Source organism: Kitasatospora sp. NPDC041917, from assembly GCF_055589745.1.
On record NZ_JBVJBI010000037.1, the window covers coordinates 23977 to 49112 of the forward strand.

The following is a 25136-nucleotide window of genomic DNA, read 5'->3' on the forward strand; positions in this document are numbered from 1 at the left end:
CTGTCAGAACACCGGGGGGCGGCCCAGCCGGGTCATCCGCCACACCGTGGCCCAGCGCATCGGGAGTCGGGGCGGGCACGGGGTGCGGACGCCCTCCAGGAAGCCGGACCACCAGGCGCGCAGCCCGGCCGCGGGTGGTCGGCGGGTGAGGGTGTGCAGTGACCAGGAGGCCGGGCAGGGCGGCACCAGGGCGGCGGGCAGCCGGCGCTCGGCCGGCCGCACCCGGTTGCGGGCGGTCGGCCGGTTGTGGGCGGCGTGCCTGGCCGGGTCGGTGCGCGGGTGCTGGAGCAGCAGGTCGGCCCGGTAGCGGATCGACCAGCCCGCGTCGAGGACGCGCCAGGCGAAGTCCGTCTCCTCGTGGGCGTAGAAGAACCGCGCGGGGAAGCCGCCGACCCGGTCGATGGCGCTCATCCGGATCGCGTGGCCGCCGCCCAGGAAGGTGGGGACCTCGCCGGACCGCAGCACGCCGGACCGCAGCACGCCGGAGCGGCCCGGGCGGGGGACGTGGCGACGCCGGGTGTGCCCCGTCGCGTCCGCGACCCGGAAGCCGACCACGCCGAGGCGCTGTTCCCGCTCGAAGGCCTCCCGGACCAGCCGGAAGGTGTCGGTGCGCGGCAGCAGGCCGTCGTCGTCCAGGTTCACCACCACGTCCACGCCGCCGAGTTCGCGCAGTCGCCGGACGCCGAGGCTGCGGCCGCCGGGGATGCCGATGTTCTTCGGCGGTTCCACCGCGTCCGCCCAGGGCGGGAGCGGCGGCAGCCTGGCGCCCTGCCCGATCACCACGACCCGGGCGGCCTCGCCCTCCTGGGCGGCCACCGAGTCGAGGAGCGCGCCCAGCTCCCTGGGCCGGTCGCCCATCGTCAGCACCACCACGCCCAGGCCGAGGCCCATGTGCACCCGCTTCCGTCGAGGATTCCCGCAGACCCGGTGCAACGACCGGCCCGTCTCGGAGGTCACGTCTGTACGGATGTACGGAGACGAACGCCGGGAAGAAACCGTTCGTTCGGTTTTCAGGGGGAGGAGGCGGGGCCTCGGACGTCGAACCCTCGGGGCGGTCGAGGTCTCTGGCCACCAACGGGACGGTGGGGTCTGACGGGTCGTGGAGAGAGGGAGTGGTTGGCGGGATTCATCGACATCGTCTTGTCGGTCGTGGGTGAGGCGAAGCTAAGATACGGGGTGTTTGGTTTTGTTTTCCGGGAGCTCAGGGCGGGGTGGTTTCGGTGGTACGGCAGGAACGGGCGCTCCGGACACGTCGGCTGATCCTGGAGGCGGCTGCCTCGGTCTTCGACGAGTTCGGGTACGAGGGCGCGACCATCGGCGAGGTGGTCTCCCGGGCCGGTGTGACGCGCGGTGCGGTGTATTTCCATTTCGCCTCGAAGCGGGATCTGGCGCAGGGCGTGGTCGAGGAGCAGTTCGTCCAGGACGGAGTTCCGGAACGGAGCTGCAAGCTTCAGGAGTTCGTGGACACCGGGATGGTGGTGGCGTACCTGATGCCGCGTGACCCGCTGCTCAGCGCGGGTGCCCGGCTGTCGCTCGGGCAGGACCTCTTCGACGACCTCGGCGGCGGCGCCATCCCCGGCTGGATCAACCGGTTCGAGGCGCTGCTGGTCGCGGCCGGCGAGCGCGGCGAGCTGCTCCCGCACGTCGTTCCGGCGGACACCGCCTGGCTGCTCGTCGCCGCGTGGACCGGGGTGCAGATCCAGTCCCAGAAGCTCTGCGGCCGGGCGGATCTGGAGCTGCGGGTGTCCGCGCTGTACCAGCACCTGATGCCGAGCATCGCCGTTCCGGGCGTGCTCGGTTCGCTGCGGATGGGGCCGAACCGCGGGGCCCAGGTGGTGGCCGAGGCCGCGGCGGTCCGTGCGGCCGCGGAGGGCGGAGGAGCGGACGGTGTGCCGGACGGCGGTGCGGCGGGTTCGGCGCGGGTCGAGGCGCAGACGGAGGTCGGTGTGGGCTGACGGCGGCTCACCGGAGCTCCTGCCTGCGGGGATCCGGGCGGGGGAAGGCGAAACCGGCGGCGACGGGACCATGGGGGTCTGGCGCCGCCTTTGCTTTGCCCGGGCCCGGGTCCGGAGCCGGGCCTGGAGCCGGGCCCGGAGCCGGACCGGGTCGCGCAGCTTCGCGGAAGCCGCGCCAGGGGTGACGGAACGGAGCGGCGTCAGCAAAACAAACAGCACGTTCGGTTTTGTATTGACAAACCGCGCGTCCTGTTTTTGACTTGGTAGCAGCTGACCCAGGGTGTCGACCCGGGTGCCGGCCGTGGCGAAGGGGGCTGCGGCGTTCCGTGTGATTGGGGTGGTCATCGTGGAAATTCGGGTGCTCGGGACGCTGGACGTCCGGGTGTGCGGGGTATCGGTGGTGCCGTCGGCGCCGAAGCCGCGGCAAGTGTTGGGCCTGCTGGCGCTGCGGGCGGACCAGGTGGTGCCGGCCGGGGTGCTGGCCGACGAGCTGTGGTCCGGCCGTCCGCCACGCAGCGCGCGCACCACCGTGCAGACGTACGTGCTCCAACTGCGCGACCTCATCGACCGGGCGCTCGCCGCGGCCGGTGCGGCGAGGGGGGTGGCCTGCGCCAAGGACGTCCTGGTGACCTCGCCGGGCGGCTACATGCTGAACAGCGGCGCAGGGCTGACGGACCTGCGGGAGTTCGAGCGGCTGGCCGGAACGGGCTACCGGGCGATGGACGGCGAGGACTACCCGGCGGCGGCCCGGCTGCTCGGCGAGGCCCTCGGGCTGTGGCGCGGATCGGCCTTCGCCGATGTCCCGGTCGGCGGCCAACTCGCCGTCGAGACACGGCGGTTGGAGGAGACCAGGCTCTGTGCGCTGGACCAGCGGATCGAGGCCGACCTACGGCTCGGCCGGCACCGGGTGCTGCTGGCCGAACTCACCGTGCTCGTGGACCGCTACCGCACCCACGAGAGCCTGCACGGCCAGTACATGATCGCGCTGCACCGCTCCGGCCGCCGGGGCGAGGCGCTGGAGGCCTACCAGCGTCTGCGGAACACCCTGGTAAGGGAGTTGGGCATGGAGCCCTCGGTCGGACTGCGGCGGCTGCAGCGCTCCATCCTGCTCGCCGGCCCCGAACGCGCGGCGGATCGTGCGGCGGAGCGCGAGCCCGCCGGTGCGGGCGTGGCCGCCGGACCGGGGGCGGCGGCCCGGTTCAGCCGGGTCGGGTGAACCCGGCGGCCGTCCGCAGCCGGTGCCGCATCGGTGGAACCGGCCGCGGACGGCCGTCGGAGGCCGCGGCGCCCGTCCAGGGGCGGTCGCGGTCCGGTCGGAACCTGCTTGTCGTTGTGAGGGGTTGTGGGACGGGTGGTCCAGGAGAGGTCGGAACGGACGCGCGGGCGGCTGGTGGAGGCGGGGGCGGTACTGTTCGACCGCCGCGGCTACGCCGGTGCCACCCTCGGCGAGATCGCCGCGGCCGCCGGGGTGACGAAGGGGGCGCTGTACTTCCACTTCGCCTCCAAGGAGGAGCTGGCCAGAGCGGTGTCCGGACAGGCCGAGCGCTCGCTGCGGTCGGCCTGCGCGGAGCTGCGTGCGGCTTCCTCCCCGCTCCAGGGGTTGATCGACGCGGGGTACTGGCTGGTCGACGCCCTCGGGGCGGACCCGGTGATCCGGGCGGCCTTCCGCCTCGGCCGCGAGGACGCCGGCTGGCAGACCGCGCCCACCACGGCGGGGCCCACCCCGGCGGGGCCCACCCCGGCAGGGCTCACCCCGGCCGATTCCAGGCAGCCGGCCTTCGCCGACATCCGCGGCTTCCACAGCGTCTGGGCCGGGGTGGTGCGCGACCTGCTGGCCGGTGCCCGCCGCGCGGGCGAGCTGCGCGACCGCTCGGGCGGCCTCGGCCCGGAGACCCTGGTAGTGACCGCCGCCTGCGGTCTGGAGGTGGTGTTCGCGGACGGTTGCCCCGCCGAGGAGCGTGCCCGCAGGGTCGGCGCCCTCTGGGACTGGCTGCTGCCCTGTCTGGTGCGCCCGGGCACGGCCGGCGGCTACCGCACCAGGCCGTCGGTCCCGCGGCCAGCCTGAGACCGGGCCGTTCGGGACCGGGCCGTCCGAGGGGGCGTTCGAGACCGGGCCGTCCGAGGGGACGCTCCGAGCCGTCTCGCCCGATCGGACTGTCGGTCAGGGCCGGACGGGCTGGTGGGTCGGGGAGTCCGGGTGGGGCCGCATCAGGAGCAGGTTCTCGCCCCAGGCGTCCAGCACCGCCGCGTGGCCGGCGGCCCGGGCCGCCGCCTCGACCCGGGCGAAGAGCCGCTGTTGCGGCGCCACTTCGCCGGTGGCGGTGATCCGGGCGACGGTGTCCAGCAGCGCGGCGCTGTCCCAGCCGGGCAGCGGGAAGCGGTCCAGCTCCCAGGCCAGGTACTTGTTGTAGGGGCGCGGTCGGCGGTCCAGGGCGAAGAGCAGGTCGAGCAGGAACCCGACACCGGCGGCCGCGTCGAGGTGGCCGGCGAGCGGGTTGCCGTCGCGGTGGTTCTTGACCGAGCGGTAGAGCGAGTTGGCGTAGGCGTCCAGCAGGGCGGCGCCGGACCGGAAGGCCTCCTCGGCGCCGAGCCGTCCCATCGCGGCGACGATCCGCACGATCTCCCCGTCGCGGCGGTCGACCAGCACCCGGGAACGGGCGATGGCGTACCGCTCCCAGTCGGAGGGCCGGCGGAACCGTTCGAGGGTGGTGACGACCAGGTCGAGCCGCGCGGAGCGGTAGCCGTCGAGCGCGGCCAGCTCGCTCGCCGCGTCGTCGGCGAGGATGACGTAGAGGTCGTGGTCGGAATGACGGGTGGTCATGCCGTCGTGGGCCCGGGAGCCCTTGAGGACGAGCCCGACGACGGCCGGGTCGGCCGTCGCATCGGCGACGAACGCCGCGAAGTCCGGCGTCACGCCAGGTCCTTGCGCATCAGCGTGCACATCGTCCCGTACCGCTGGAGCGAGCCGTCCTCGGCCTCCACGTCCCAGGAGTCGAGCTTTCGGCCGTAGGCCCGGTAGCCCAGGCGTTCGTAGAGGGCGCGGGCGCGCGGGTTGCTCTCCTCGACGCCGAGTTCGGCGCGGGTCAGGCCCCGGGCTCCGATCCGCTGCTCGGCGGAACGGATCAGCAGCGTGCCGATCCCGCAGGAGCGCAGGGCCGGGTGGACGCCGAGTTGCCACAGCGTGCCGGCGTCGGGCTCGACGGTGTAGTCGATGCCGCCGACCGCCACCGGGAGCCCGACCGGTGTGCACACCGCCAGGTAGTCGATCTCGCCCGCCTCGGCGCGGCGGATCTGGTGGACGAGGTCGCGCACGTGCTTGGGGGAGCCGGCCCAACCGCAGGACGGCAGGTCCGCGTCGGTGAGGCCGCGCACCGACAGGTGCAGCCTGATCCCGGTCATCGCCGCGTCCCTTCGACTCCCTCAGTGGCCGTCTCCCATTTCAGCAAGCCGGTCCCCGTGCCGTCCAAGGGGTTTCGGAGCGGACACGGCGCCGGCCGGAAGGGTTCGGGGACCGGCCGGCCGGGCAGTGGCCCGCCAGGACAGCGGGCCGCCCCCGGTACCCGAAGGCACCGGGGGCGGCCCGACCGCCGTCGTACGGCGGATCGCAGGCGTCCGTCACACCGCTGAGCGGTGGGCGGCCGTGCGGTGGCGGGCCCGGAAGAACAGCAGGCCGCCGAGGCTCAGCAGCCCGGCTCCGCCCAGGCCCGCGTTCATGACGGAGGCCGTTGGAGCGCCGGTGTCCGGCAGCCCGCCGGAGCCGCCGTCACTCTGCGGCGGCGCCGGGTGGTGGCCCGGGCGGCTCGGGCAGCCGTGGCTCCCGCCGCCCTTGTGCTCGTGGCCCTTCGGCGGGCAGGGCGCGACGGCGATGCAGAGCTCGGCCGGCGGGCTCTGCACGGTCCCTCCCTCCGGGTCGCGGGCGGTGGCGTGGGCGGTGTTGGTGATGCTGCCCACCCGTGCGTCCTCCTCGGTCACGGTGTAGGTGCCGTGGCACAGGGTGCTCTCCCACGGGGCGAGGGTGGTCTGCTCGCAGGTCACCCCCTGGAGGCGGTCGTCGCTGACGGTGAGGTCGGTGAGCGTGGTCGACCCGGTGTTGGTCACCGCGTACAGGTAGGTGACGGTGTCACCCGGGTGTACGGTCCCCTCGGCGTTGGACCGCTTGGTGATGGACAGTGAGGACTCTCCGGCGGTGACCACCTGGACGACGGCCTGGGCCGGCGGGCTCTGGACGTTCTGTCCCTGCGGGTCGGTGCCGTTGGCGTGGGCGGTGTTGGTGACGTGCCCGGCCTGGGCGTCGGCCGCCGTCACGGTGTAGCTGCCGTGGCAGGTGGTGCTCTCGCCGGCGTCCAGGCCGGTCCGGTCGCAGGTCACCGCCTGGACGTGGTCGTCGCCGACGGTCAGGTTGTTCAGCGTGGTGTTCCCGGTGTTGGTGACCGTGTAGGTGTACGGCACGGTGTCGCCGACGTGGAACGGTCCGGCGCTGTCGGCCTGCTTCCGCAGGTCGAGCCTGGCGACGCCGACGACCTGCAGCGTGACCTGGGCGATGGGACTCACCACCGTCTGCCCCTGTGGGCCGGTGGCCTCCGCCTGGGCGGTGTTGGTGACGTGGCCGAGTCGCAGGTCGGCCTCGGTCACGGTGTAGGTGCCGTGGCAGGGGGTGCTCGCTCCGGCGTTCAGGGTCGTCCGGTCGCAGGTCACCTGCGGGGCGTGGTCGTCGACGACGACGAGGTTGTTCAGCGTGGTCGTCCCGGTGTTGGTGACCGTGTAGGTGTAGTGCACGGTGTCCCCGACGTGGACGGGGCCGGCGGTGTCCGCCAGCTTGGTCAGACCGATCGAGGACGGGCCGACCACCGTGACGGTGGCATCGGCCTCCGGTGAGGTGACCGGCTGGCTGTTCGACGTCCCGGCGGCGTGGGCGTGGTTGGTGACCTGCCCGGCCTGCGCGTCGGTGGCCGTCACGACGTAGCTGCCGTGGCACCGGGTGCTGTCCCCGGGGCTGCCGGCCGGAGCCAGGGTGGTGGAGTCGCAGGTGATCCCCGTGACCTTGTCGTCCGTCAGTGCGAGGTTGGTCACCTCGCTCCCGCCGGTGTTGGTGACCACGTAGGTGTACGGGACGGTGTCGCCGACGTGGAAGGGCTCGGCGGCGTCGACGTGCTTGACGAGGGTGATCCCCGGTGGCGCGATCACCGGCACGTTCTCCGAGGCCGGTGGCGAGGTGACCGGGCCCCCGTCGGTGGTCCCGGTGGCCTGGGCCGTGTTGGCGACGTGGCCCTGGGCGGCGTCGGCGGCGGTGACCAGGTACGTCGCCGTACAGGTCACGGTCTCACGGGGGGCCAGGGTGCTCGCCGGGCAGTTGACCGGTCCGACCTTCGGGTCGTTGACGGCCAGGTTGGTGATCGGCACGTTCCCGGAGTTGGTGACCACGAAGTCGTACGGGATCGGGGTGCCCACCGTGATCAGCCCGGGCAGCGGCTCGTGCGCCTGCTTGACCAGGTTCAGTTCGGGCAGCGGCTGGTCGGTGTTGATGACGACGTTGCGGATCAGGTGCACGTCGGTGAACAGGCCGGTGGACCCGGCGAAGCCGAACTTGTAGGTCGAGGGCACCGGCTGGGGTGCGGGGGTCTGCAGCACCTGGTGCGAGCCGGTGCCGTCGTTGAAGTCGACGGAGACCGTGAGCACCGGGGAGGGCGCCGGGGTCAGGTGCACGTTGACCCGGCGGCGCGAGGGCTCCAGCAGGGTCTGTGCCTGGTCCGGGGTGACTCCGGGCGGCAGGGTGGTGAGCGGGCCCTGGAGCGTGCCGGGCAGGGTGGAGGGCCAGGGGCCGTTGGTGGTGAAGTTGCTGGTCGTCGCGGTCAGGAAGCAGTAGCCGGTGGTGTCGTCGCCGGGGCCGCGGACGGTGACCATGTTGGCGCCGGGCGCGGGGATGCGGAAGCTCGTACCGGCGGGGGAGCGCTGGGCGCAGCCGTTGCCGCGCTGCTCCCAGTCGCCGAAGTAGTTGCCGAGCACGTCGAGACCGACGCCCAGGTAGCCGCGGTCGACGCCGGGCAGGAAGGTGAGGTTCGGGTTGTCGTCGGGCAGCTTCTGCGCGTAGCCGAGGCTGCCGCCGAAGGCGCCGGGGTGGGTGAGCGAGACGTCCCCGTTCACGAGGAAGAAGGAGATGCCGTCGGCCGGGGTGTTCGGCGTGGTGCTGCCGTACTGCCACTGGTCGAAGGTCACGTCCAGGCCGTTGCCGGCCGGCAGGGCCTGGTCGAAGAGCACCGCGCCGCTCTGGTCGTTGCCGGCGTCGGTGATCCGCAGGTAGCCGAGCGGTGCGGAGTTCAGCGGCGGCACCGGGCCGGTCTCGGCGGTGGGGCAGCCGCCGAGCGGGTGGTCGCCCGGCCCGGGCGTCGCGGGGGCCGCGCCGGTGAGGCAGGCGGAGCCGACCGCGATGAAGCGCGAGTCGGCGGTGGCTCCGGTGAAGGCCTCCTGGAGCAGGGGCGTGCCGACGGCCCGGACCCGCTCCGGCAGCGGCGCGGCGGGGTGGTGGGCGGGGGCGACGGCCTGGGCGAGCGGGGCGGTGAGGCCGGCGCCGAGCAGACCGAGGGTGGCCGCGGCGCTGATGAGGCGGGCCGTTCGGGCGCGAAGCCGTGACGGTCCGCAGGATTGTCTCGTCATGGCGTTACTATGCGCGGCCGCTACGGTCCGTTATCGCCAAGTACTGTCAGTGGACCTATCGAATCGCTCGGACGAGCGAGGGGTCATGGGAGTGGTCGGCGACGGGTGGACGGTCGGAGGGGATTGCCGGACGTGTGGCAGGTTCCTTCGGAATCATTCCGATCATCATTGCCCGGTGGTGCGGTAGGGTGGCCGACGCCGAGTATGACCGTGACTCAGGGAGGTGAGACCCATTACCGGAATGTCCGAGCGGGTGCTCCCGGAGCGCGGCCGCGTCGGCGCCCCGCGCGCATAGCGCGGCCGGCGCGCCGACGAGGTGTCGGCCCTCGCGGGAGCCCTGACGGAGTCGTCAGTCCTCCCGTCCCCAAAGGGGTTCTCTTGCCGGTTTTCTCCTCCGCCTCCCTCCGTTCCTCCGTGGTCTCCCGGCTGCGCGCCGCCGGTTGCGTGTTCGCCGAGGACGAGGCGCGGATCCTGCTCTCCGCCGCCGCCTCGCCCGCCGACCTGGCCGCCATGGTCCGCTCCCGCGCCGACGGGCGGCCGCTCGAACACGTCGTCGGCTGGGCCGAGTTCGCCGGGCTGCGGATCGCCGTCGACCCGGGCGTCTTCGTCCCGCGCCGCCGCAGCGAGTTCCTGGTTTCCGCCGCCACCGCGTTGACCGCCCCGGGCACGGTGGTGCTCGACCTGTGCTGCGGCAGCGGCGCGCTGGGCGCCGCGGTGGCGGCCGCGGCCGCGCACCCGGTCGAGCTGTACGCGGCCGACATCGATCCGGGCGCGGTCCGCTGCGCCCGCCGCAACCTGGTCGGCGCCGCGGCGGGGGTCTTCGAGGGCGACCTGTTCGCCGCCGTGCCCCCGGAACTGGCCGGCCGGGTGGACGTGCTGATCGCCAACGTCCCCTACGTCCCGACCGGCGACCTCGGCCTGCTGCCGCCCGAGGCGCGGCTGCACGAGGCCCGGCCCGCGCTGGACGGCGGGGCGGACGGACTGGACGTGCTGCGGCGGGTGGTCGCCGAGGCGCCGCGGTGGCTGGCGCCCGGCGGGTCGTTGCTGTTCGAGACCAGCGAGCGGCAGGCGTCGGCGGCCCTCGCGGTGACCCGGACGGCCGGGCTGGCGGCGGTGGAGAGCCGGGAGGAGGACCTGGACGCCACGGTGGTCACCGCGACACTGCGCTGAACCGCCCGGCTGCCGAGGGGAGTTCTCCCGAGGTCCTGAGCCGGCCCGGCCCGGCCGCCGTTCCCCCGTGACGGCGGCCGGGCCGGAGCCGGTCAGATGCGGGTGCCGTACACGTGGTCGACCGGGATGGTGAGGAGCACCCGGCGGTCGGAGACCATCGCCTGGCGGTAATCCGCCCAGTCCGGGTGCTCCCCGGCGGCGCGGCGGTAGTAGTCCACCAGCGCCTCGACCTCGGGCCCCTCGGGGTCGGTGCCCGGTCCGGTCAGGGTGGCCACGCCCTCGGCGGTGACCCAGGAGCGGCCGTCCGGCCCGGTCACCTCCAGACTGGCCCGCGGGTCCCGGCGCAGGTTGGCCGTCTTGGCCAGCCCGTCCCGGGTGGAGATCAGGATGGCGTTCGCCGCCCGGTCGTAGAACGGCATGACGGGGGAGAGCTGCGGGCGGCCGTCCGCCTTGATGGTGGCGAGGACGCCGAGGCGGCTCTGTGCGAGCAGGGCGTACGGGTCGAAAGCAGTGGCGGTCATGGCAGCATCATCGACCTTCACACCGGTGTGAGGGCAAGGTCCGCCGCGCGTGTTGGGCGAGGTCCGCCGGGTGGGTGGGGTGCGGTGCGTCGGGCGTACCGGGCGAGGCCCGCCGGGCAGGTGGGGCGGGAGGCCGCGCATGATGGCACGGACCGGCGGGCCGGTGCGGAAGGTTCGGGAATCCGCCGTGATGTCCGGCGTGAGCCGCTATGGTCGGTCGCGAAAACGGTGACGGCCCGTCAGTGGATGCGCACCGTCCGAGTCGAGGGGACACCGCACGATGGCACGCGAACGCAAGCCGGTGGAACTGCTGGAGTTCTCCGACGACCTCCACACCGACGACGTCACCCCGCTGCAGGCCTTCCTGGCCGCCCGCATGCGCGAGCTGGTCCGGGCCCAACCCGAGGGCACCGGTGCCCGGTTCGCCGCCGAGCGGCTGGCGGAGATCACCGCCGCCGACTGCGTCTTCCTCTCGGACGTCCTGGTGGCCTGGGAGGAGGTGGTCCTGGAGGGCCGCAACGACGAGCCCGGCTGGACGCAGCGGATGCGCCAGGACGCCATGATCTGGTGGGAGCGGCTGTGCGAGACGGCCGACCGGTTCCGCGACCACCCCGACCACCGCTCCCGCTGGCGGCCGCTGCACTTCATGAACCTCGCCCACGCGGAGATCATGGCCGGCCTGACCGACCGGGCGGGCGGCGTGTACGGGGACGGGGCGCACCCGTGATCCCGGACGGCCGGGGGCGGTGGCCGTAGGGCCGGACTGTCGGTGCCGGCTGGTACGGTCCCCGGCATGAGCAATCGTGTGCCCTTCACGGGTGGGGAGAAGGAAAGCCTTCATGCGGCGCTGGACCGGCACCGCGATGTGGTGCTGTGGAAGCTGGAGGGGCTGGACGACGAGCAGCTGCGCCGTCCGATGACGCCCTCCGGGACCAATCTGCTGGGGCTGGTGAAGCACCTCGGCGGCGCCGAACTCGGCTGGTTCCGGGAGACGTTCGGCCGGGAGAGCGGACCGCTGCCGTTCGACATCGACGCCGACGATTCCTCCGACATGCGGGTGGAGCCGCACGAGTCGACGGCGGACGTCCTGGCCTTCTACGCCCGGGCCCGGGCCGGCGCCGACGAGACGATCCGGGAGCTGGCACTGGACGACCTCGGCACCTCCTGGTCGGGGAACTCCGTCTCGCTGCGCTGGGTGCTGATCCACATGACCACGGAGACGGCCCGGCACACCGGGCACATGGACATCCTGCGCGAGCTGATCGACGGGGGGACGGGCGACCACAACCGGAGCTGACCCCGGACTCCGCCCGGCCCGTCCCCGCGCGGTCCGCTGCTCGCGCTCAGGCCGTCAGCCCGCGGACGGCCCGGGCCAGCGCCCGCGCCGTCCGTCGGACGTCCGCCTCGGTGGTGCGCCAGTTGCTGAACGCGGCGCGCAGGGCGGGCCGCCCCGCGTAGCGGGTGGGGGTGAGGAAGGCCTCGCCGGCCAGCCCGTCGGCGAGTGCGGTCAGCCGCTCCGGGGTCGGGTCGGCCGTCAGCGAGAAGCAGACGACGTTCAGCCGCACCGGGGCGAGCAGTTCCAGGCCCTCGATCCGGGCCACCTCCGCGCCGAGCGCCCGGGCACCGGCGATGCAGCGCTCCACGATCTCCCGGTGCCCGGAGCGGCCGTACGCCCGCAGGGTGAACCAGGCGGCGAGGGCGCGCAGCCGGTGGGAGTTCTCCGGCGTGAGGTGGACCAGGTCCGGGTGCTCGCTCAGAGGGCCGAGGTAGGCGGCGGCGTTCTGGAAGACCCGGGCCTGGAGGTCCGGGCGGCGGGTGAACTGCACGGCGCTGTCGTAGGGCACGTTGAGCCACTTGTGCAGGTCGACGCAGACCGAGTCGGCGAGGTCCAGCCCCGCCACCAGCTCCGCGTGCTCCGGCGACAGCGCGGCGAAGGCGCCGAACGCGGCGTCCACGTGCAGCCAGAACCCGTACCGCTCGCGCAGCGCGGCGATCGCGCGCAGGTCGTCGAAGTCGACGGTGTTGACCGTCCCGGCGTTGGCCACCACGACGCACGGCCCCTGAGCCCCGGTCAGTGCCCGCTCCAGCGCGGCCACGTCCACCGCCTCCCGGCCCGGCAGGACGGGCACCGTCCGCAGCGCCGTCCGGCCCAGGCCCAGCACCGACAGCGCCTTGGCGACGCTGGAGTGCGCACTGCCCGACAGCACCCGGACCGGGCCCAGCGCGCCGACCCCGTTCTCGGCGACGTCCACGCCGAGCCGCTCGCCCAGCCACTCGCGGGCGATCGCCAGCCCCACCGTGTTCGACATCGTCGCGCCGCTCACGAAGGTGCCGCGGTGCGCCGCCGAGAGCCCGAACAGTTCGCGCAGCCACCCGACCGTCTCCCGCTCCAGGTGCTGACCGGCCGGATCCAGCGAGGAGTTGGAGTTCTGGTCCACGGCCGAGGTCAGCCAGTCGCCCGCGAGCGCCGCCGGCGTCGCCCCGCCGGTCACGAACCCGAAGTAGCGCGGCCCGGTACTCGCCGACAGTCGCGGCTCCCAGCGCTCCGCGAACTCCGCCAGGGCGGCCCGCATTCCGCCGCCCTCCTCGGCGAGCGGCGAGCCGGCGGTCTCCGCGCCGACGGTCTCGGCGCCGGCCTGCTCCGCGCCGGCCCGTCCGATCGCGGGCCGTTCGTCGAGGGTCTCCAGGAAGGCGAGCGCACGCTGCCGGGTCTCCTCCAGGAGTTCCGGCAACCGGCCGAGATCGGCGGCGAGTTCGGGGTGCATGACGATTCTCCGTTGATCGACTGGGCGGTGCGCCCGAGGCTAACGGCGAGGTGCGGACGGCGTCCCGGTCCAATCCGGGACGGGTGGCCTGAAACGCACGGGGAGGTGGGGGAATTCGCGCCGTTCGGCTCAAAATCACTCCGGCGGTGCATTTTCGGCCGGTCCCTTGACCTCTCCCGATCCGGCGGACGGTGATCACCGTGCACCGCGGGCGAGTGAACGTTCCAATGTCGGGCGGATTTTCGAGCCGAGACTTCAGGGAGGTGCGGGGCTGTGCGTTCCACCACCGCTCCCGTGGCGGCCCCCGTGGCGCCGGGGCGCTTCCCACTGCTCGGCCACCTGCCGCAGCTGGCCGTCCAGCGGGTGGAGTTCCTGCAGTCGGTCAGGGCCCGGGGCGACATCGTCAGGATATTCCTCGGGAATCGTCCGGTGTTCGTCCTGAACTCACCGGAGGCCGTCCACGACGTTCTCCTGAAGCAGAGCAGGAAGTTCGGCAAAGGACTGCTGTTCGACGTCGCGCGGCCATTCATCGGGAACGGCATCATCACCTCCGAGCGGGATTTCCACCTCCGCCAACGGCGCGCGCTCCAGCCGGCCTTCCACCGGGACAGCATCGCCGCGAGCGTCGACACGATGACCGACATCGCCGAGGAGCAGGTGTCGTCCTGGCGCCCGGGCCAGGTGATCGCCATGGACCTGGTGCTGCGGAGGCGCGCCACACCATCCCAACCACGGCAGAGATCCTCTCCCCGGACCCGGAGGCCCCGGCCCTCGACCCGTCGCCGGACCTCCGCCGGATGCGCGAGGAGGACGGCCTGCCGCGGCTGCGCGTGACCCACCCGGTGCGCGGCGAGATCGACGCCGTCGTCATCACCGGGTACGGCGACGTCCGGGCCGCCTTCGCGGACGAGCGCCTGGTGACGGGCAACGGCATCGACCCGTCGCTGCCGCGCACCCTGTTCAACCAGCCGGGCCTCCTGCCCGCCTACAGCGGCGAGGAGCACAGCCGTCTGCGCCGGATGCTCACCGGCAGCTTCACCGTCCACCGGGTCGAGCGGCTGCGGCCCGCGATCGAGACGATCGTCTCCGAGCACCTCGACGCGATGGCGGAGCAGGGCCCGGCCGTCGATCTGGTCGAGGCCTTCGCCCTGCCCATCCCCTCGCTGGCGATCTGCGAACTGCTCGACGTCCCGTACGGGACCAGGGCGATGTTCCAGCGCTGCTCCCGGGTGATCATGGACGGAACCGCCGACGCCGGTCAACTGATCGCCGCCTCGGCCGAGTTGAACGCGGCCATGGCGGACATCGTGGCCCGCAACCGGGCCACCCCCGGGGACGGCGTGCTGGGCGCGGTGGTGCGGCAGCACGGCGCGGAGCTCACCGACGAGGAGCTCATCGGCTTCGGCACCACCCTCCTGGTCGGCGGACACGAGACCACCGCGACCCAACTCGCCCTGAGCGTGCTGGCGTTGCTCCGCCACCCGGACCAGCTCGCCGTCCTCCGCGACGACCCCGGGGCCACCGGCCCGGCGGTGGAGGAACTGCTGCGCCATCTCGCCATCCCCGCACCGCTCCTGCGCACCGCCGCGGCCGACGTCGAGGTCAACGGCCACCGGATCGCCGAGGGCGAGCACGTCCTGCTCTCCCCGCTGACCGCGAACCGCGACCCCGAACTCGTCCCCGAGCGACCGGACGACCTCGACCTGCGCCGCCGTTCGGTCGCCCAGCTGTCCTTCGGCTTCGGCGCCCACCAGTGCCTCGGCCAGCAACTGGCCCGGCTGGAACTGAAGGTGGCCCTGCCGGCCCTGCTGCGGCGCTTCCCGGCCCTGCGGCTCGCCGTCCCCGAGGCCGAGCTCCGCTTCCGTGAGGGGTCGACGGTCTACGGCGTCGAGGTGCTCCCGGTCACCTGGTGACCGGCCTGCCGGGCCGGCGCCCGCACCCGGTGGGGAACGCTCAGCGGGCGGCCGTGCGGGGGAGTCCCGTGCGGGGGAGCTCCGCGCGGCGGACGGCGGGAGAGGCGAGGGCGAGGGCGGCGCCGAGGCAGGAGAGGGCCCCGCAGCCGACGAAGACCGGGGCGGTGCCCCAGGCCCCGACGGCGGCGCCGACCAGCGGGTAGGCGAGCGGGGCGAGACCGACCATGGTGAGCATCGTGACGGAGGTGACCCGGCCGAGGTAGGCGGGGTCGGTGGCGGTCTGGATGAGGGTGCTGTCCAGGCTCCCGAAGACGCCCGCGCTCAGACCGACCAGGGCGGCGAGGACGGCGGCGGCCCACAGTTGCGGTACGAGCGCCATGGCCGCCGCGCCGACGCTGCCCGCCAGCAGGCTGCCGGCCATGGTCAGGCCGGCCCGGGGGAGCCGACCGGCGACGGCGAGCAGCGCGGCACTGGCGGCGGCTCCGGCGCCGAAGCAGCCGACGATCCAGCCGTAGCCGGAGGGCCCCCAGCCGCGCTCGGCGTTGAGCAGCACCATGCCGACGTTGAGGGTGCCGGCGAGGCCGAGTTCGCAGACCGCCCCGGCCGCGACCAGCGGGCCGATCAGGCGGTGGCGGCGGATGTAGCGCAGCCCGTCGAGGAGCTCGGCGCGCGCGGTGCCGGGCCGGGGCGGTGTGCCGGCCCCGGACGGGGTGTCACCCGGAGGGGCTTCGAGCGGACTGATCCGGACGGAGAGCAGGAGCGGCAGGGAGAGCGCGAAGAGCAGCCCGGCGACGGCGAAGGCGGCGGCCGGGCCGCCCAGGCCCATGGCCAGGCCGCCGAGCGGCGGTCCGGCGATCTGGGCGAGGCGCATCGACAGCGAGCGCAGGCCGGTGACCCGGGCCAGCTGGTCGGGGCCGGTGATCCGGGGCGGGAGGGCGCCGACGGCGGGGACGAACAGGGCGTCCACGGCGCCGAAGACGAGCGCCACCGCGACCAGCAGCCAGAGCGCGGGCGCGGTCAGGGCGATGCCGGCGGCCACCGCGAGGATGAGCAGGCAGCGCACGGCGTCGCTGCCCAGCACCACCCGGCGCGGGTCGAGCCGGTCGGCCAGGACGCCGCCGCCGAGCATGAGCAGGGCGCGCGGGGCGGCGCCCGCGGCCATGACCAGGCCGATCTCGGTGGGGCCGGCGGAGCGCTGGGCGGACCAGGCGAGGGCCGCGAAGTAGACGCTGTCGCCGATCAGGGAGGCGGTGTACGCCGCGAGCCAGCGCAGCACGTTGCCGTCGCGGTGGGCGGGCGGTGCGGCGATCCGGCGGGAGAGGGGCGGTTCAGCGAGGACCATCGGGGACTCCGGAGGACTGGGACACGGCGGGGCCGGTGTCAGGGGCGGAAGGGGAACCCGTACAGGTGGACGGACACGTGCTCGCGGCCCGCGGTGTCGCCGGCCGCCCCGGCGGCCTTGCCGCGCTCCCGCCAGCGCCGGGCGAGGGCCTGCAACTCCTGGTTCATCTCGGTGAGTTCGGCGGCGGTGAGGTCGAGCAGCCACTCGGAGGTGAAGGCCGCGTCGGTCCACTCCTTGCCCCAGGCGGCACTCCGGTCGAGGTAGGCGCGGTACTGGGCGGAGCGGGAGTCGACCAGGCCCTTGGTCACCGCGTCGACGACGGCCGCGCCCTCGGGCGTGCCGGAGAGGTCGGACTCGCGGAAGCCCCAGCCCTCCTCGGAGGCGACCTCCCACCACCGCTCCCGGCCGTCGGCGCTCCGGGCGCTCGCCTCGGTGACGAAGCCCTGCTCGGCGAGCTTGCGCAGGTGGTAGCTGACCAGGGACGGAGCCTGGTCGACCTGCTCGGCGAGCTGGGAGGCGGTCGCGCTGCCGGAGGCGTAGAGCAGACGGTAGAGCTGCATCCGCAGCGGGTTGGTGAACGCCTTCAGGCGGGACAGGTCGGTGATCCGGTCGGGCCGGGGCTTCTCGGGCATGCGTCGACGGTAAGTCCGAAAGAAAAATTGCGCAATAAAAATTTCAGATCTTCGGAACGGGGTCGGCGCGGCCTGGTCTCACCAGGGGATCGGGCCGTCCTCGGCCCAGAAGGCGCCCGTCGGGCCGTCCTCGCCCGCCGTCGCCAGGTCGACCGCGATGGCCGCGCCCTCCTCCGCCGTGCGTATGCCGGAGTGGCGGTTGAGGTCGGTCGCGCAGTAGCCGGGACTCACCGCGTTGACCAGGATCCCTTCGGCGCGCAGTTCATTGGCGTAGAGCACGGTGATCGCGTTCAGCGCGCTCTTCGAGGTGCAGTAGGGGAGGAGGATCGAGAAGTAGGCGGACCACGGGCTGCCCGGGTCGGCCAGGTGGGTGAGGGAGCCGAGTTCGCTGGACATGTTGACGATGCGTGCGGCGGCGGAGCGGCGTAGCAGGGGGAGCACGGCGTGGGTCACCGCGATGACGCCGAACACGTTGGTCTCGTAGACCTGCCGGACGGTGGCGGTGGGGGTTTCGCTCGGCTTCTGGGGTGCGGTGGCGATCGCGGCGTTGTTGACGAGGATGTCGAGGCGGCCGAACGTGGCGTCGATGTGCTGGGCGGCGGCCCGGACCGAGATCTCGTCGGTGACGTCCAGTGGTACGAACCGTACGTCGGCGCCGTCGGCGCGCAGCTCCTCGGCCGCCGCCTCGCCGCGCTCGGCGTTGCGGGCGCCGATCAGCACGGTGATGCCGAGGGCTGCGAGCCTGCGCGCCGTTTCCTTGCCGATGCCCTTGTTCGCGCCGGTGATCAGAGCGGTCTTCTGCGAAGTCGTCATGGCACCCAGCCTCCCCGCACCCATGGGCGGCAGGGAAAGACCGGAAGAGTGTGGATCTATAGTCCACGGATATGAGTGAGCTGGAAGTGCGGGAGCTGAGGTACTTCATCGCGGTCGCCGAGGAACTGAACTTCAGTCGGGCCGCGCAACGCCTGGGGATGGCGCAGCCTCCGCTGTCGAAGGCGATCGCTCAGGTGGAGTCCCGGCTCGGGGTGCGCCTGCTGGAGCGCACCACCCGGCAGGTGAGGCTGACCGACGCCGGTCGTGTGCTGCTCGACCAGGCCCGGATCGCGGTCGACGCGGTGCACGCGGCGGCCCGGCGGGCACGCCGGGCCGGTCAGCCGGCACCCCGGCTCGTCGTGGCGGTCAAACCGGGAGGCGATGGCGGGCTGCTGCCGGAGATCCTCGCCGCCTACCGGGACACGGGTTCGCAGCTGCCGCCGCCCGAGGTCGTCGTCGGCGGCAGCGGGGAGCCGATCGCCATGCTGCGGGACGGCCGTGCCGACGTAGCGCTGCTGCGCAGCCCGTTCGACGGTCGAGGGCTGGATTCCCAGACGCTGGTGGTCGAGCCGCGACTGGCCGTCCTCCCCGCCGCGCACCGCCTGGCCGGATGCCGGCGACTGCGGCTGAGTGACCTCAGGGGCGAACCGGTCCCGCGCTGGAAGGGGGCCGCCCCCTCCAGCACCGCCTACTACACCGGGTGCGACGGAGCGGAAGCAGGCGATGGCCACGCAGGCCCGGCGCCGGCCGACGCTCCTGAGGGGCCGCTCGTGGCCAGCGTCGAGCAACTCCTGGAGGTGGTCGCGCTGGGGCAGGCGGTGGCGTTCCTGGCACGCTCCACCACCGAGCGGTACCAGCGCCCGGACATCGCATACCGGCCGGTCACGGGCCTCAGCCCCAGCGCGGTCATGGTCGCCTGGCCGGAGACCTCGCGATCCGCAGCCGTCGCCGCCTTCGTCCAAGCCGCCCACGACGTCGCCGCCCACCAGCCCGACCACATGACCGCACTGGCCTGACCGGGGGCACTCACCCCTCGCCGTGGCGATCACCGCAGGACCGATGTCAGACAACCACCAGCGCGAAGAATGGCCAGCACCCCCCTCACCCGCCACCGCCGTGCGCATGCCGCCTCGGCCCCGCGTTCCGGCGCATCGCTCGGCTGTCGCCCCGAAACCTCGTCGCGCGGGCACGCGTCGCTGAGCCGGACTGCGGGCCATGAACGATCAACCATGCGCTGTCGAAGCGGTCTACCGGACGGCGAGCGGCCGTGTACGGGGCAGCGACCTCGGCGGCGGGGTCACGGCCGTGCTCGGCATCCCGTACGCGGCCGCGCCCTTCGGTGCCCGCCGGTTCCGGGAGCCGCAGCCGGCACCGGCCCGGGCCGGCGTCCGGGACTGCACGGACTTCGGGCCCATCGCCCCCCAGCCGGCGCAACTGCCCGGATCCCCGGTCAGCGCAGGGTGACCTCGCGTGGGCCGTTGAACGGGGCCAGGGACAGGACGGTCTTCGGGGTGCGCAGGGCGTCGTGCTCGGCGAAGAGGCGGCGGACGGCGGAGACATCGACCGGACCGACGGTCAGGTGGGCCACCTCGTCGTACGGGGCGTGGGGCGTGTTGGTGGAGTCGGTGCCCCAGGTGTCCCAGAGGAGCGTCTCGACCTTGTTCAGGGCCGCGAGGTCGAGCCGGGTGGAGTGGGCGACGAACCACGCGCCGTTGAGCGGGCCCTCCTCGGGCGGGTGGACGCCGAAGGAACCGGCGGCCGCCCGGTCGGAGCGGATCGTGCGCCAGGCCCGGCCGGCGACCAGGAAGCGGTCGCGCGGGACGTCCATCGGGTCGAAGTCCACCCGCCAGGCGGCGGCGACCTTCGGGTCGGCCAGCTGCGGGTCGGCGAGCAGCCAGCCCCGCCGGTCGTCCCAGTACTCGGTGGCCACGTGGTCGCAGTGGAAGCCGTCCGGGCCGAGGTAGCCGGCGAAGCCGCAGCGCAACCGGGCCGGGATGCCGACGTGGCGCAGGAAGGAGCAGTGCAGCAGCGCCAGGTCCCGGCAGACGCCGACGAAGCGGTCGGCGGGCGCCCGGGGATGGCTGAGCGGGGCCGGGTCGCGGTCGGTGATCAGGTGCAGGATGTCGTCGAGGTAGCGGGTCTCGGCGTCGTGGTGGAGCCGGTTCGCCGGGATGGGGTGGTGGAACAGCCAGCCTTCGAGGCGATGGATGATCAGGTTCCGGGCGATCCGGGCGAGTCGGCGGGGGTCCTTGGGGAGATCGGCGTAGCGGGGGAGGTGGGCGCCGGGGTCGGAGAAGACGCTCTGTCCGAGGTAGAACGCGGGGAAGTCGGCGGAGGGCACGGGGAGCTCCCATGGGGCTTCGGCCGCATGATCGATGGCTGGGCCGCTGGTGCTCACCGTGGCAAATTTCGGGGGCGATTGTCCAGAAGAGCCCGATGGGCAGGGGTGGTTCGGCAGATCGGTGTCGTTCGGCGGGTGGGGGTCGTCCGGTGGGAGGGCATGGTCGGGTCGATCGGGATGCTTCGGCGGGTCGGGCGGGCCGGGCGGGTCAGTCGGGCGATTGGCGGGCCGGGCGGTTCAGTCGGGCGGTTGGCGGGCCGGGCGGTTCAGTCGGGCGGTTGGCGGACCGGGGTGGGGACGGCGCCGCCGTCGAGGTACTCGACCCGGACGCCGGGCAGGGTGCGGGACCACGCCCTGGCGAGCGGGGCGAGCCGGGCGGCGGAGAGCGGCGCGGGGCCGAGGCCGATCGGGAGGTGGGCTCGGCCGTCGGCCGTCCGGTACGGGTGGGGCCAGGCGTGCAGCCGGGTGGCCCCCGCGTCCTCCAGGGCGGTCAGCAGGACGCGGATGCGGCCCCGGACGAGGCCGAGTGACTCCTCGTCGGTGCCGACCACGGCCCAGGCGGCGTGCCGGCGGTGCAGCGGGGGAGCGGCGAGCAGGGCGGGCCACGGGGTTCCGGCGGCCGCCCCGGTCTCTTCGGTGGCTTCCCCGGCGTCGATGGCTTCCCCGGCCTCCCCGGCCTCGGCGACCTCCCTGGCCTCGGTGACCTCCCCGGCCTCGGTGGTCAGTTCCCAGGCGCGATAGAGCTCCTCGCCGAGCAGATCGCGGGTGTCGGCGCCGACCTGGGTGGTGCAGCTGCGGACCGGGGCGGAGGGGGTGAGGACGGTGAGCGGGCCCGGGCAGGCCGGCACCGGGTCGCCGGTGAGGGCGACGGGCCGGCGCCAGTCCCAGCCCGCCCAGGTCTCGGTGAAGCGCCGGAAGAGCTCCTCCTCGGGGCTGCCGGTCGTCTCCAGGACCGTCCGGGCGGCCAGTACCGACCAGGCGAGCGAGGGGAGTTGGCCGAACGGCGCGGAGTCCAGGCCGCGCGCCCGGGCCCAGGCCTTGACCTGGCGGGCCAGCCGGACGAAGCGGGCGTGCCGGTCGCCGAGTGCCGTCAGTATCGCCTCGGCGTCCGTGACCGCGCTCAGCGCGACGGCCTCGGCCCCACCCAGCTCCACACGGCGGTCGACGGCCCGGGCCGGGTCGAGATCGCCGGTGAAGACCACCACGAGGTCCACCGCCAGGCCGTCGGCGGTCAGCCGCAGCCCCGGCACCCGGGCGCCGCGTACCTCGCGCAGCCCGCGGGCCCCCGGCAGCGCGGCCGCCACCCGGGCGTGGACGGAGGGCAGATCGGCGGGGCCGGGCAGCGCCGCCACCAGGTCCAGGTCGGCCCCGTCCAGCTGGCAGCCGAGCCGCCGGGAGCCGACGGTGTGCACCACGCCCTCGGGCAGGGCCGCCGCGATGCGCCGGGCCAACGCCCGGGCGGTGGAGGTGCGTTGAGGCGACTCCGGGGACGGCGAGGCGATCGGCTGCTCGGGCACCGGCCGCACCACGCCCGTCCCCAGCGAGACCACCGCGCGCGGCCGCATCGGCTCGGCGCCCCGGCGGGAGAGCACCACCAGCTCGCCGACCCGGGCCGAGGCCCCGGGGAGCCGGGCCGCGCAGTCGGCGGCCACCGGCTGGGGGTCGTCGCTGCGCCCGAGGGTCAGGTGCGGGGTGAAGCCCTCCGCCCGGCCGCGGCAACGCGGGAAGCGCCGCTCCAGCGCGTGCCGCAGCGCCGCCCAGGGCGCGGGGGAGCCGGCGGCCGGGTCCAGCCAGACGGTGGCGTCCTCGCGGTGCCCGAAGGTGTGCACGCCCTCCAGCCGCGCGGTGAACGGTGCCGTCTCGGCGGCGGCCGCACCGAGCAGCGGCAGGGCGCGGTCGAACTCGGACTCCGGGACGAAGCCGAACAGCAGGTTGACGTGCGGGGGCCAGCGGCGCAGCTGCGGGTCGTAGGCCTCGCGCAGGCGCTGGATCGGCGGCCACAGCTCCTCGGGCGGCAGCCAGGCGACGGCGGTGCGGGCGGTGGGTGCGGCGTCGAGGACGTCCCACGGGCCGTTGTCCGGGTCCTCGCCGTCGAGCGCGAGGTCCACGGCCACGCCGTAGTGGTCGGAGGGGAGGAGCCCGTCCCCGGCCGGACGGTCGCCGAGCAGGACGGCCGCGGTGGCGCGGGTGCCGTCGGCGCGGTGCAGGACGCGGTCCAGGCGGCCCGGGCGGCCGGTCAGCGAGGAGACCGCGGCGAGCGGGTTGGCCGTCGGGTCGAAGGTGGGGGTGTCGTCGGCCGGTCCGTGCACCTGGGTCCAGGCGTCCCGCAGGCCGAGCGCGGCGGCCGGGCCGGCCGGGCCGGAGCGGCCGTCGTTGAAGTCCCCGAGCAGCAGCAGTTCGCCCTCGACGCCGGCCAACCCCTCGGCCAGTCGGGAGAGTTCGACCTGGCGGCGGGCGGCGCCGTCCGGCGAGTGGTCGCTGCTGAGGTGGACGGCGGCGACGGTCAGCGGCGCGCCGCCGGTCCGTACCGAGAGGGCGGCGACGGCCTTGTGCGGGCCCAGCGCGTGCCGCCCGGCCGCGGCCACCGGCAGCCGGCTGAGCAGCAGCAGGCCGTGGTCGTCGACGTCCGGCCCGAGCGGGTCGGCGCCCAGGGTGTACCCGGCGCGGATCCAGGGGGCCGCCAGCAGCAGGGCGACCAGGGCGGGCTCGACCTCCTGGAGGGCGATGACGTCGGCGTCGGCGGCCTCCAGGGCGGCGAGCAGCAGGGGCCTGCGGCGGGCGGTGGCGATCCGGTCGGCGTCGTAGCGGTCCCACAGGGTGTTCCAGGTGACCACGCGCAGGCCGGTGGTCGCCGGGACGTCCGTGGCCGCCGGGACGCCGGTGGCCACCTGGGTGTTTGGTCCGGCCCCGGCGGGCCGCCAGCCGCCGCCCGGATGCCAGGCGTGCGGGACGGTCGCGGTGAAGAAGGGTGAGGGCAGCAGGGGCGGGTCGGTGCGGCGCCCGGCCTCGGTGGAGTCGAGCAGGTCCACGCCCGAGGCGCGGTCCCAGACCCGTACGCCGTCGGCCTCGACCCAGTGCACCCGGTGCCAGGGGATCTCACCCGAGGCGGCGAAGGCCTCCAGCGGGACGCGCTCGGTGCGGTCGTCGCGCTGGCGCACGCCCAGCGTGAACCGGGCCGGGTCGAAGCGGGCGTCCCAGCGGATCCGCTGGCAGACCTGTTCGATGGGGCGCATCACTCCTCCTCCTCGTCGAGGGTGCCCGCCGTGTCCTCCACGATGCCACCGGGGCCCACGTACCAGGTGCGGTGCGCCTGGCCGGGGTAGGGCGGTCCGAAGCGGTGCAGCTGCGCGGTGAGCACCGCTTCGGGCACGGGGTGCGGGCGGACGGCGTTGCGGCGCACCAGCTCCTCCGCGCCGACCGCCAGGACCACCTGGGTGATCAGGGCGTCGCGGCGCTGGGCGACGGCGTGGACGTGGGAGCGCTGCTGGCGGTTGAGCGAGGTGGCGTCCCAGACCGCGGTGGCCGCCTTGCCGTCGCCCGGAGTGCACAGGGCGGCGTCCAGGCGGGCCAGTCCCTCGCGCAGCACCTCGGCGTTGTCGCGCTGGTCGGCGCGCGAGCCCCGCGCGGCGCGCAGGTCGTCCAGTGCGATCCGGGCGGTCACGCCGGTGAGCCCGGCGGCGAAGCTGCTCTTGCCGCTGCCGGAGGGGCCGCACAGGTGGACCAGCCGGGGGAAGCGGCCGTCGCGCCAGCGCCAGGTGGCCGCCACGGCCTCCTCGGCGGTGGCGATCCGGCCGAGGGCGTACGCCTCGCGGGCCTGGGCCCAGCAGCGGTCGGCGGCGTCGCGGTCCAGACCGGCCAGCGCCTCGCGCAGCCCGGCCCGCAACCGGGCGAGCGGCGCCCCGTCGAGCAGCCCGGCGTCCTCGGCGTGCAGCGCGGACCAGGCGACCTGCTCGCGCTCGACCCGTCCGGGGGCGGCGGTCGCGGCGACGGCGTGCAGCACCCCGAGGTCGGCGGCGGCCGAGAGCCGGACCAGCCCGGCTCGGCGCTCCCCGTCCGGGTACGGCTGCTGGAGGGCCGGGTGCAGCCCGACCAGGTCGGCGACCCGCCGGGCCAGCGGCAGGCCGAGCGGCCCGGCCAGCCGCGGCGCCAGCGACTGCCGGCGGGCGGTGCGCAGCGCGGTGGCGAGCACACCGGCCAGCCGGGCGTCCCCGCTCCGGCCCAGTTCGTCCAGCCGGGCCGACACCTCGGCCAACTCCTCGGGCGGGCAGGTGAGTTCGGGAAGGTTCAGGGCGGCCGCGAGGGCGGTCGGTTCGGGCAGCGCACCGGAGCGCACGGCCCAGAGCGCGGCACCCGGGCCGAGCCCGTTCTCCACCACGGCGGCGTGCATCCAGTGGGTGTCGGTGTGCACGTGCCGCGGGCGGACCCACTTGGCGACCCGCTCGCCGAACTCGGCCCGGGAGAAGCCCCGGACCGTCCGCACCACGTACCCCTCCTGCCGGTCGAGGTCCAACCGCAGGGCGCGCAGGGCCCGTTCGTCGTAGCGGCCGCGCCACAGCACCCGCGGGACGGGGATGCCGAGGCGGCGCAGGAAGCGGACGGTGTCGTCCCAGTCCAGGCAATGGTCCTGGCCGTCGTCGCGGCCGCCGTTCCTGCCGTCGCATTCGCCGCCCGTCCAGACCGAGAAGCCGTAGAACCAGCTCTCCAGATCGGTGTACGGGATCGAATGCCGGGCGAACAGGTTCTCGCCGCAGATCCGCCAGCCCTCCGGGACGCGCGGGGCGATCCGGCCCTGAAGGCCCTTCACCCAGGCGCGGGAGGGGTGGTGGGCGGAGTCCAGCGAGCGGGCGTGCAGGCCGTCGCGGTAGAGCGTGGTGTTCTCGCCGTCGAGCTTCTCGGTGACGACGACCTCGGCGCCGGCCAGCGCGGACAGGTCCCCGGCCCGTACGTCGTCCGCCGCGGCGCCCGGTGACCAGGGCAGATGCGGCGTCCGGGGGTAGTGCACACGCATGTCCTGCTCCCTGGGCGTTCTTGAT

21 protein-coding genes and 1 pseudogene are annotated in these 25136 nt (G+C 74.4%); 10 read left to right on the top strand and 12 right to left on the bottom strand.

The features are described from left to right. Positions 1-3 precede the first annotated feature (3 nt). A complete protein-coding gene (locus tag ACZ6EM_RS31700; protein WP_465773842.1) occupies positions 4-891 on the bottom strand; it encodes a glycosyltransferase family 2 protein in 888 nt (295 codons plus the stop codon). A 320-nt stretch (positions 892-1211) separates the two neighbouring features. Here ACZ6EM_RS31700 and ACZ6EM_RS31705 point away from each other — a divergent pair, with 320 nt between their 5' ends. From ACZ6EM_RS31705 to ACZ6EM_RS31715, 3 genes are all read left to right on the top strand, one after another. Next, positions 1212-1955: a ScbR family autoregulator-binding transcription factor gene (locus tag ACZ6EM_RS31705; RefSeq protein ID WP_452179371.1), complete on the top strand. Its 744-nt coding sequence runs from the start codon at positions 1212-1214 to the stop codon at positions 1953-1955. A 346-nt stretch (positions 1956-2301) separates the two neighbouring features. Continuing rightward, entirely contained in the window at positions 2302-3171 is an 870-nt protein-coding gene (locus ACZ6EM_RS31710) for an AfsR/SARP family transcriptional regulator (RefSeq protein ID WP_401052199.1), read from the top strand. Between the two features lie 135 nt (positions 3172-3306). Next, on the top strand, positions 3307-4020 hold the full coding sequence (locus ACZ6EM_RS31715) for a ScbR family autoregulator-binding transcription factor (RefSeq protein WP_465773843.1): 714 nt from the start codon (positions 3307-3309) through the stop codon (positions 4018-4020). Between the two features lie 96 nt (positions 4021-4116). Here ACZ6EM_RS31715 and ACZ6EM_RS31720 read toward each other — a convergent pair whose 3' ends face one another. The 3 genes from ACZ6EM_RS31720 to ACZ6EM_RS31730 form a co-directional block, all read right to left on the bottom strand. After that, positions 4117-4869, bottom strand: a complete 753-nt coding sequence (locus ACZ6EM_RS31720; protein ID WP_465773844.1) for a hypothetical protein — start codon at positions 4867-4869, stop codon at positions 4117-4119. Then, the gene (locus ACZ6EM_RS31725) at positions 4866-5354 is read right to left on the bottom strand and encodes a GNAT family N-acetyltransferase (protein ID WP_401052205.1); all 489 of its coding nucleotides are present in this window, start codon (positions 5352-5354) and stop codon (positions 4866-4868) included. Before ACZ6EM_RS31725 ends, ACZ6EM_RS31720 begins: the two co-directional genes overlap by 4 nt. A 216-nt stretch (positions 5355-5570) precedes the next feature. Continuing rightward, positions 5571-8606 carry a DUF7507 domain-containing protein gene (locus tag ACZ6EM_RS31730; RefSeq protein ID WP_465773845.1) on the bottom strand — a complete coding sequence of 1012 codons (3036 nt, stop codon included), beginning with the start codon at positions 8604-8606 and terminating at the stop codon, positions 5571-5573. 378 nt (positions 8607-8984) lie between these two features. Between ACZ6EM_RS31730 and ACZ6EM_RS31735 the strand changes: the two genes are divergently transcribed. Then, positions 8985-9776 (top strand): putative protein N(5)-glutamine methyltransferase, encoded by a 792-nt coding sequence (locus ACZ6EM_RS31735; RefSeq protein WP_401054603.1) that lies wholly within the window; start codon positions 8985-8987, stop codon positions 9774-9776. 92 nt (positions 9777-9868) lie between these two features. Here ACZ6EM_RS31735 and ACZ6EM_RS31740 read toward each other — a convergent pair whose 3' ends face one another. Beyond that, positions 9869-10297, bottom strand: coding sequence for a PPOX class F420-dependent oxidoreductase (locus ACZ6EM_RS31740; RefSeq protein ID WP_401054605.1), 429 nt, complete (start codon positions 10295-10297; stop codon positions 9869-9871). Positions 10298-10577: 280 nt separating this feature from the next. On the opposite strand from ACZ6EM_RS31740, the gene ACZ6EM_RS31745 reads away from it, so the two are divergent. Continuing rightward, positions 10578-11024, top strand: a complete 447-nt coding sequence (locus tag ACZ6EM_RS31745) for a hypothetical protein (protein ID WP_359897175.1) — start codon at positions 10578-10580, stop codon at positions 11022-11024. Between the two features lie 66 nt (positions 11025-11090). Next, complete coding sequence (locus ACZ6EM_RS31750) at positions 11091-11594, top strand: DinB family protein (protein ID WP_380539721.1); 504 nt, start codon at positions 11091-11093, stop codon at positions 11592-11594. 46 nt (positions 11595-11640) lie between these two features. Here the strand turns inward: ACZ6EM_RS31750 and ACZ6EM_RS31755 are convergent, their stop codons facing one another. After that, positions 11641-13062: a pyridoxal phosphate-dependent decarboxylase family protein gene (locus ACZ6EM_RS31755; protein WP_401053990.1), complete on the bottom strand. Its 1422-nt coding sequence runs from the start codon at positions 13060-13062 to the stop codon at positions 11641-11643. Between the two features lie 273 nt (positions 13063-13335). Between ACZ6EM_RS31755 and ACZ6EM_RS31760 the strand changes: the two genes are divergently transcribed. Both ACZ6EM_RS31760 and ACZ6EM_RS31765 read left to right on the top strand, forming a co-directional pair. Further along, positions 13336-13896 carry a cytochrome P450 gene (locus ACZ6EM_RS31760; protein ID WP_465773846.1) on the top strand — a complete coding sequence of 187 codons (561 nt, stop codon included), beginning with the start codon at positions 13336-13338 and terminating at the stop codon, positions 13894-13896. Next, positions 13860-14975, top strand: coding sequence for a cytochrome P450 (locus ACZ6EM_RS31765; RefSeq protein WP_465773847.1), 1116 nt, complete (start codon positions 13860-13862; stop codon positions 14973-14975). Before ACZ6EM_RS31760 ends, ACZ6EM_RS31765 begins: the two co-directional genes overlap by 37 nt. 40 nt (positions 14976-15015) lie before the next feature. On the opposite strand, the gene ACZ6EM_RS31770 is transcribed toward ACZ6EM_RS31765, so the two are convergent. From ACZ6EM_RS31770 to ACZ6EM_RS31780, 3 genes are all read right to left on the bottom strand, one after another. After that, a complete protein-coding gene (locus tag ACZ6EM_RS31770; RefSeq protein WP_452179378.1) occupies positions 15016-16317 on the bottom strand; it encodes an MFS transporter in 1302 nt (433 codons plus the stop codon). A 38-nt stretch (positions 16318-16355) separates the two neighbouring features. Then, positions 16356-16949: an ArsR/SmtB family transcription factor gene (locus ACZ6EM_RS31775; RefSeq protein WP_452179379.1), complete on the bottom strand. Its 594-nt coding sequence runs from the start codon at positions 16947-16949 to the stop codon at positions 16356-16358. 78 nt (positions 16950-17027) lie between these two features. Continuing rightward, complete coding sequence (locus ACZ6EM_RS31780) at positions 17028-17762, bottom strand: SDR family oxidoreductase (RefSeq protein ID WP_465773848.1); 735 nt, start codon at positions 17760-17762, stop codon at positions 17028-17030. Positions 17763-17833: 71 nt separating this feature from the next. Between ACZ6EM_RS31780 and ACZ6EM_RS31785 the strand changes: the two genes are divergently transcribed. Both ACZ6EM_RS31785 and ACZ6EM_RS31790 read left to right on the top strand, forming a co-directional pair. After that, positions 17834-18778, top strand: coding sequence for a LysR family transcriptional regulator (locus ACZ6EM_RS31785; RefSeq protein ID WP_452179380.1), 945 nt, complete (start codon positions 17834-17836; stop codon positions 18776-18778). A gap of 199 nt (positions 18779-18977) precedes the next feature. Then, positions 18978-19214: pseudogene (locus ACZ6EM_RS31790) on the top strand (carboxylesterase family protein); the annotation flags it as partial. Here ACZ6EM_RS31790 and ACZ6EM_RS31795 read toward each other — a convergent pair. From ACZ6EM_RS31795 to ACZ6EM_RS31805, 3 genes are all read right to left on the bottom strand, one after another. Then, positions 19213-20103, bottom strand: coding sequence for a transglutaminase-like domain-containing protein (locus ACZ6EM_RS31795; protein ID WP_380539746.1), 891 nt, complete (start codon positions 20101-20103; stop codon positions 19213-19215). The pseudogene ACZ6EM_RS31790 and the gene ACZ6EM_RS31795 sit on opposite strands and share 2 nt — an antisense overlap. A 266-nt stretch (positions 20104-20369) precedes the next feature. Beyond that, positions 20370-23336, bottom strand: a complete 2967-nt coding sequence (locus ACZ6EM_RS31800) for an RNA repair domain-containing protein (protein ID WP_465773849.1) — start codon at positions 23334-23336, stop codon at positions 20370-20372. Continuing rightward, complete coding sequence (locus tag ACZ6EM_RS31805) at positions 23336-25111, bottom strand: RNA ligase family protein (RefSeq protein ID WP_465773850.1); 1776 nt, start codon at positions 25109-25111, stop codon at positions 23336-23338. Before ACZ6EM_RS31805 ends, ACZ6EM_RS31800 begins: the two co-directional genes overlap by 1 nt. Positions 25112-25136: the final 25 nt, after the last annotated feature.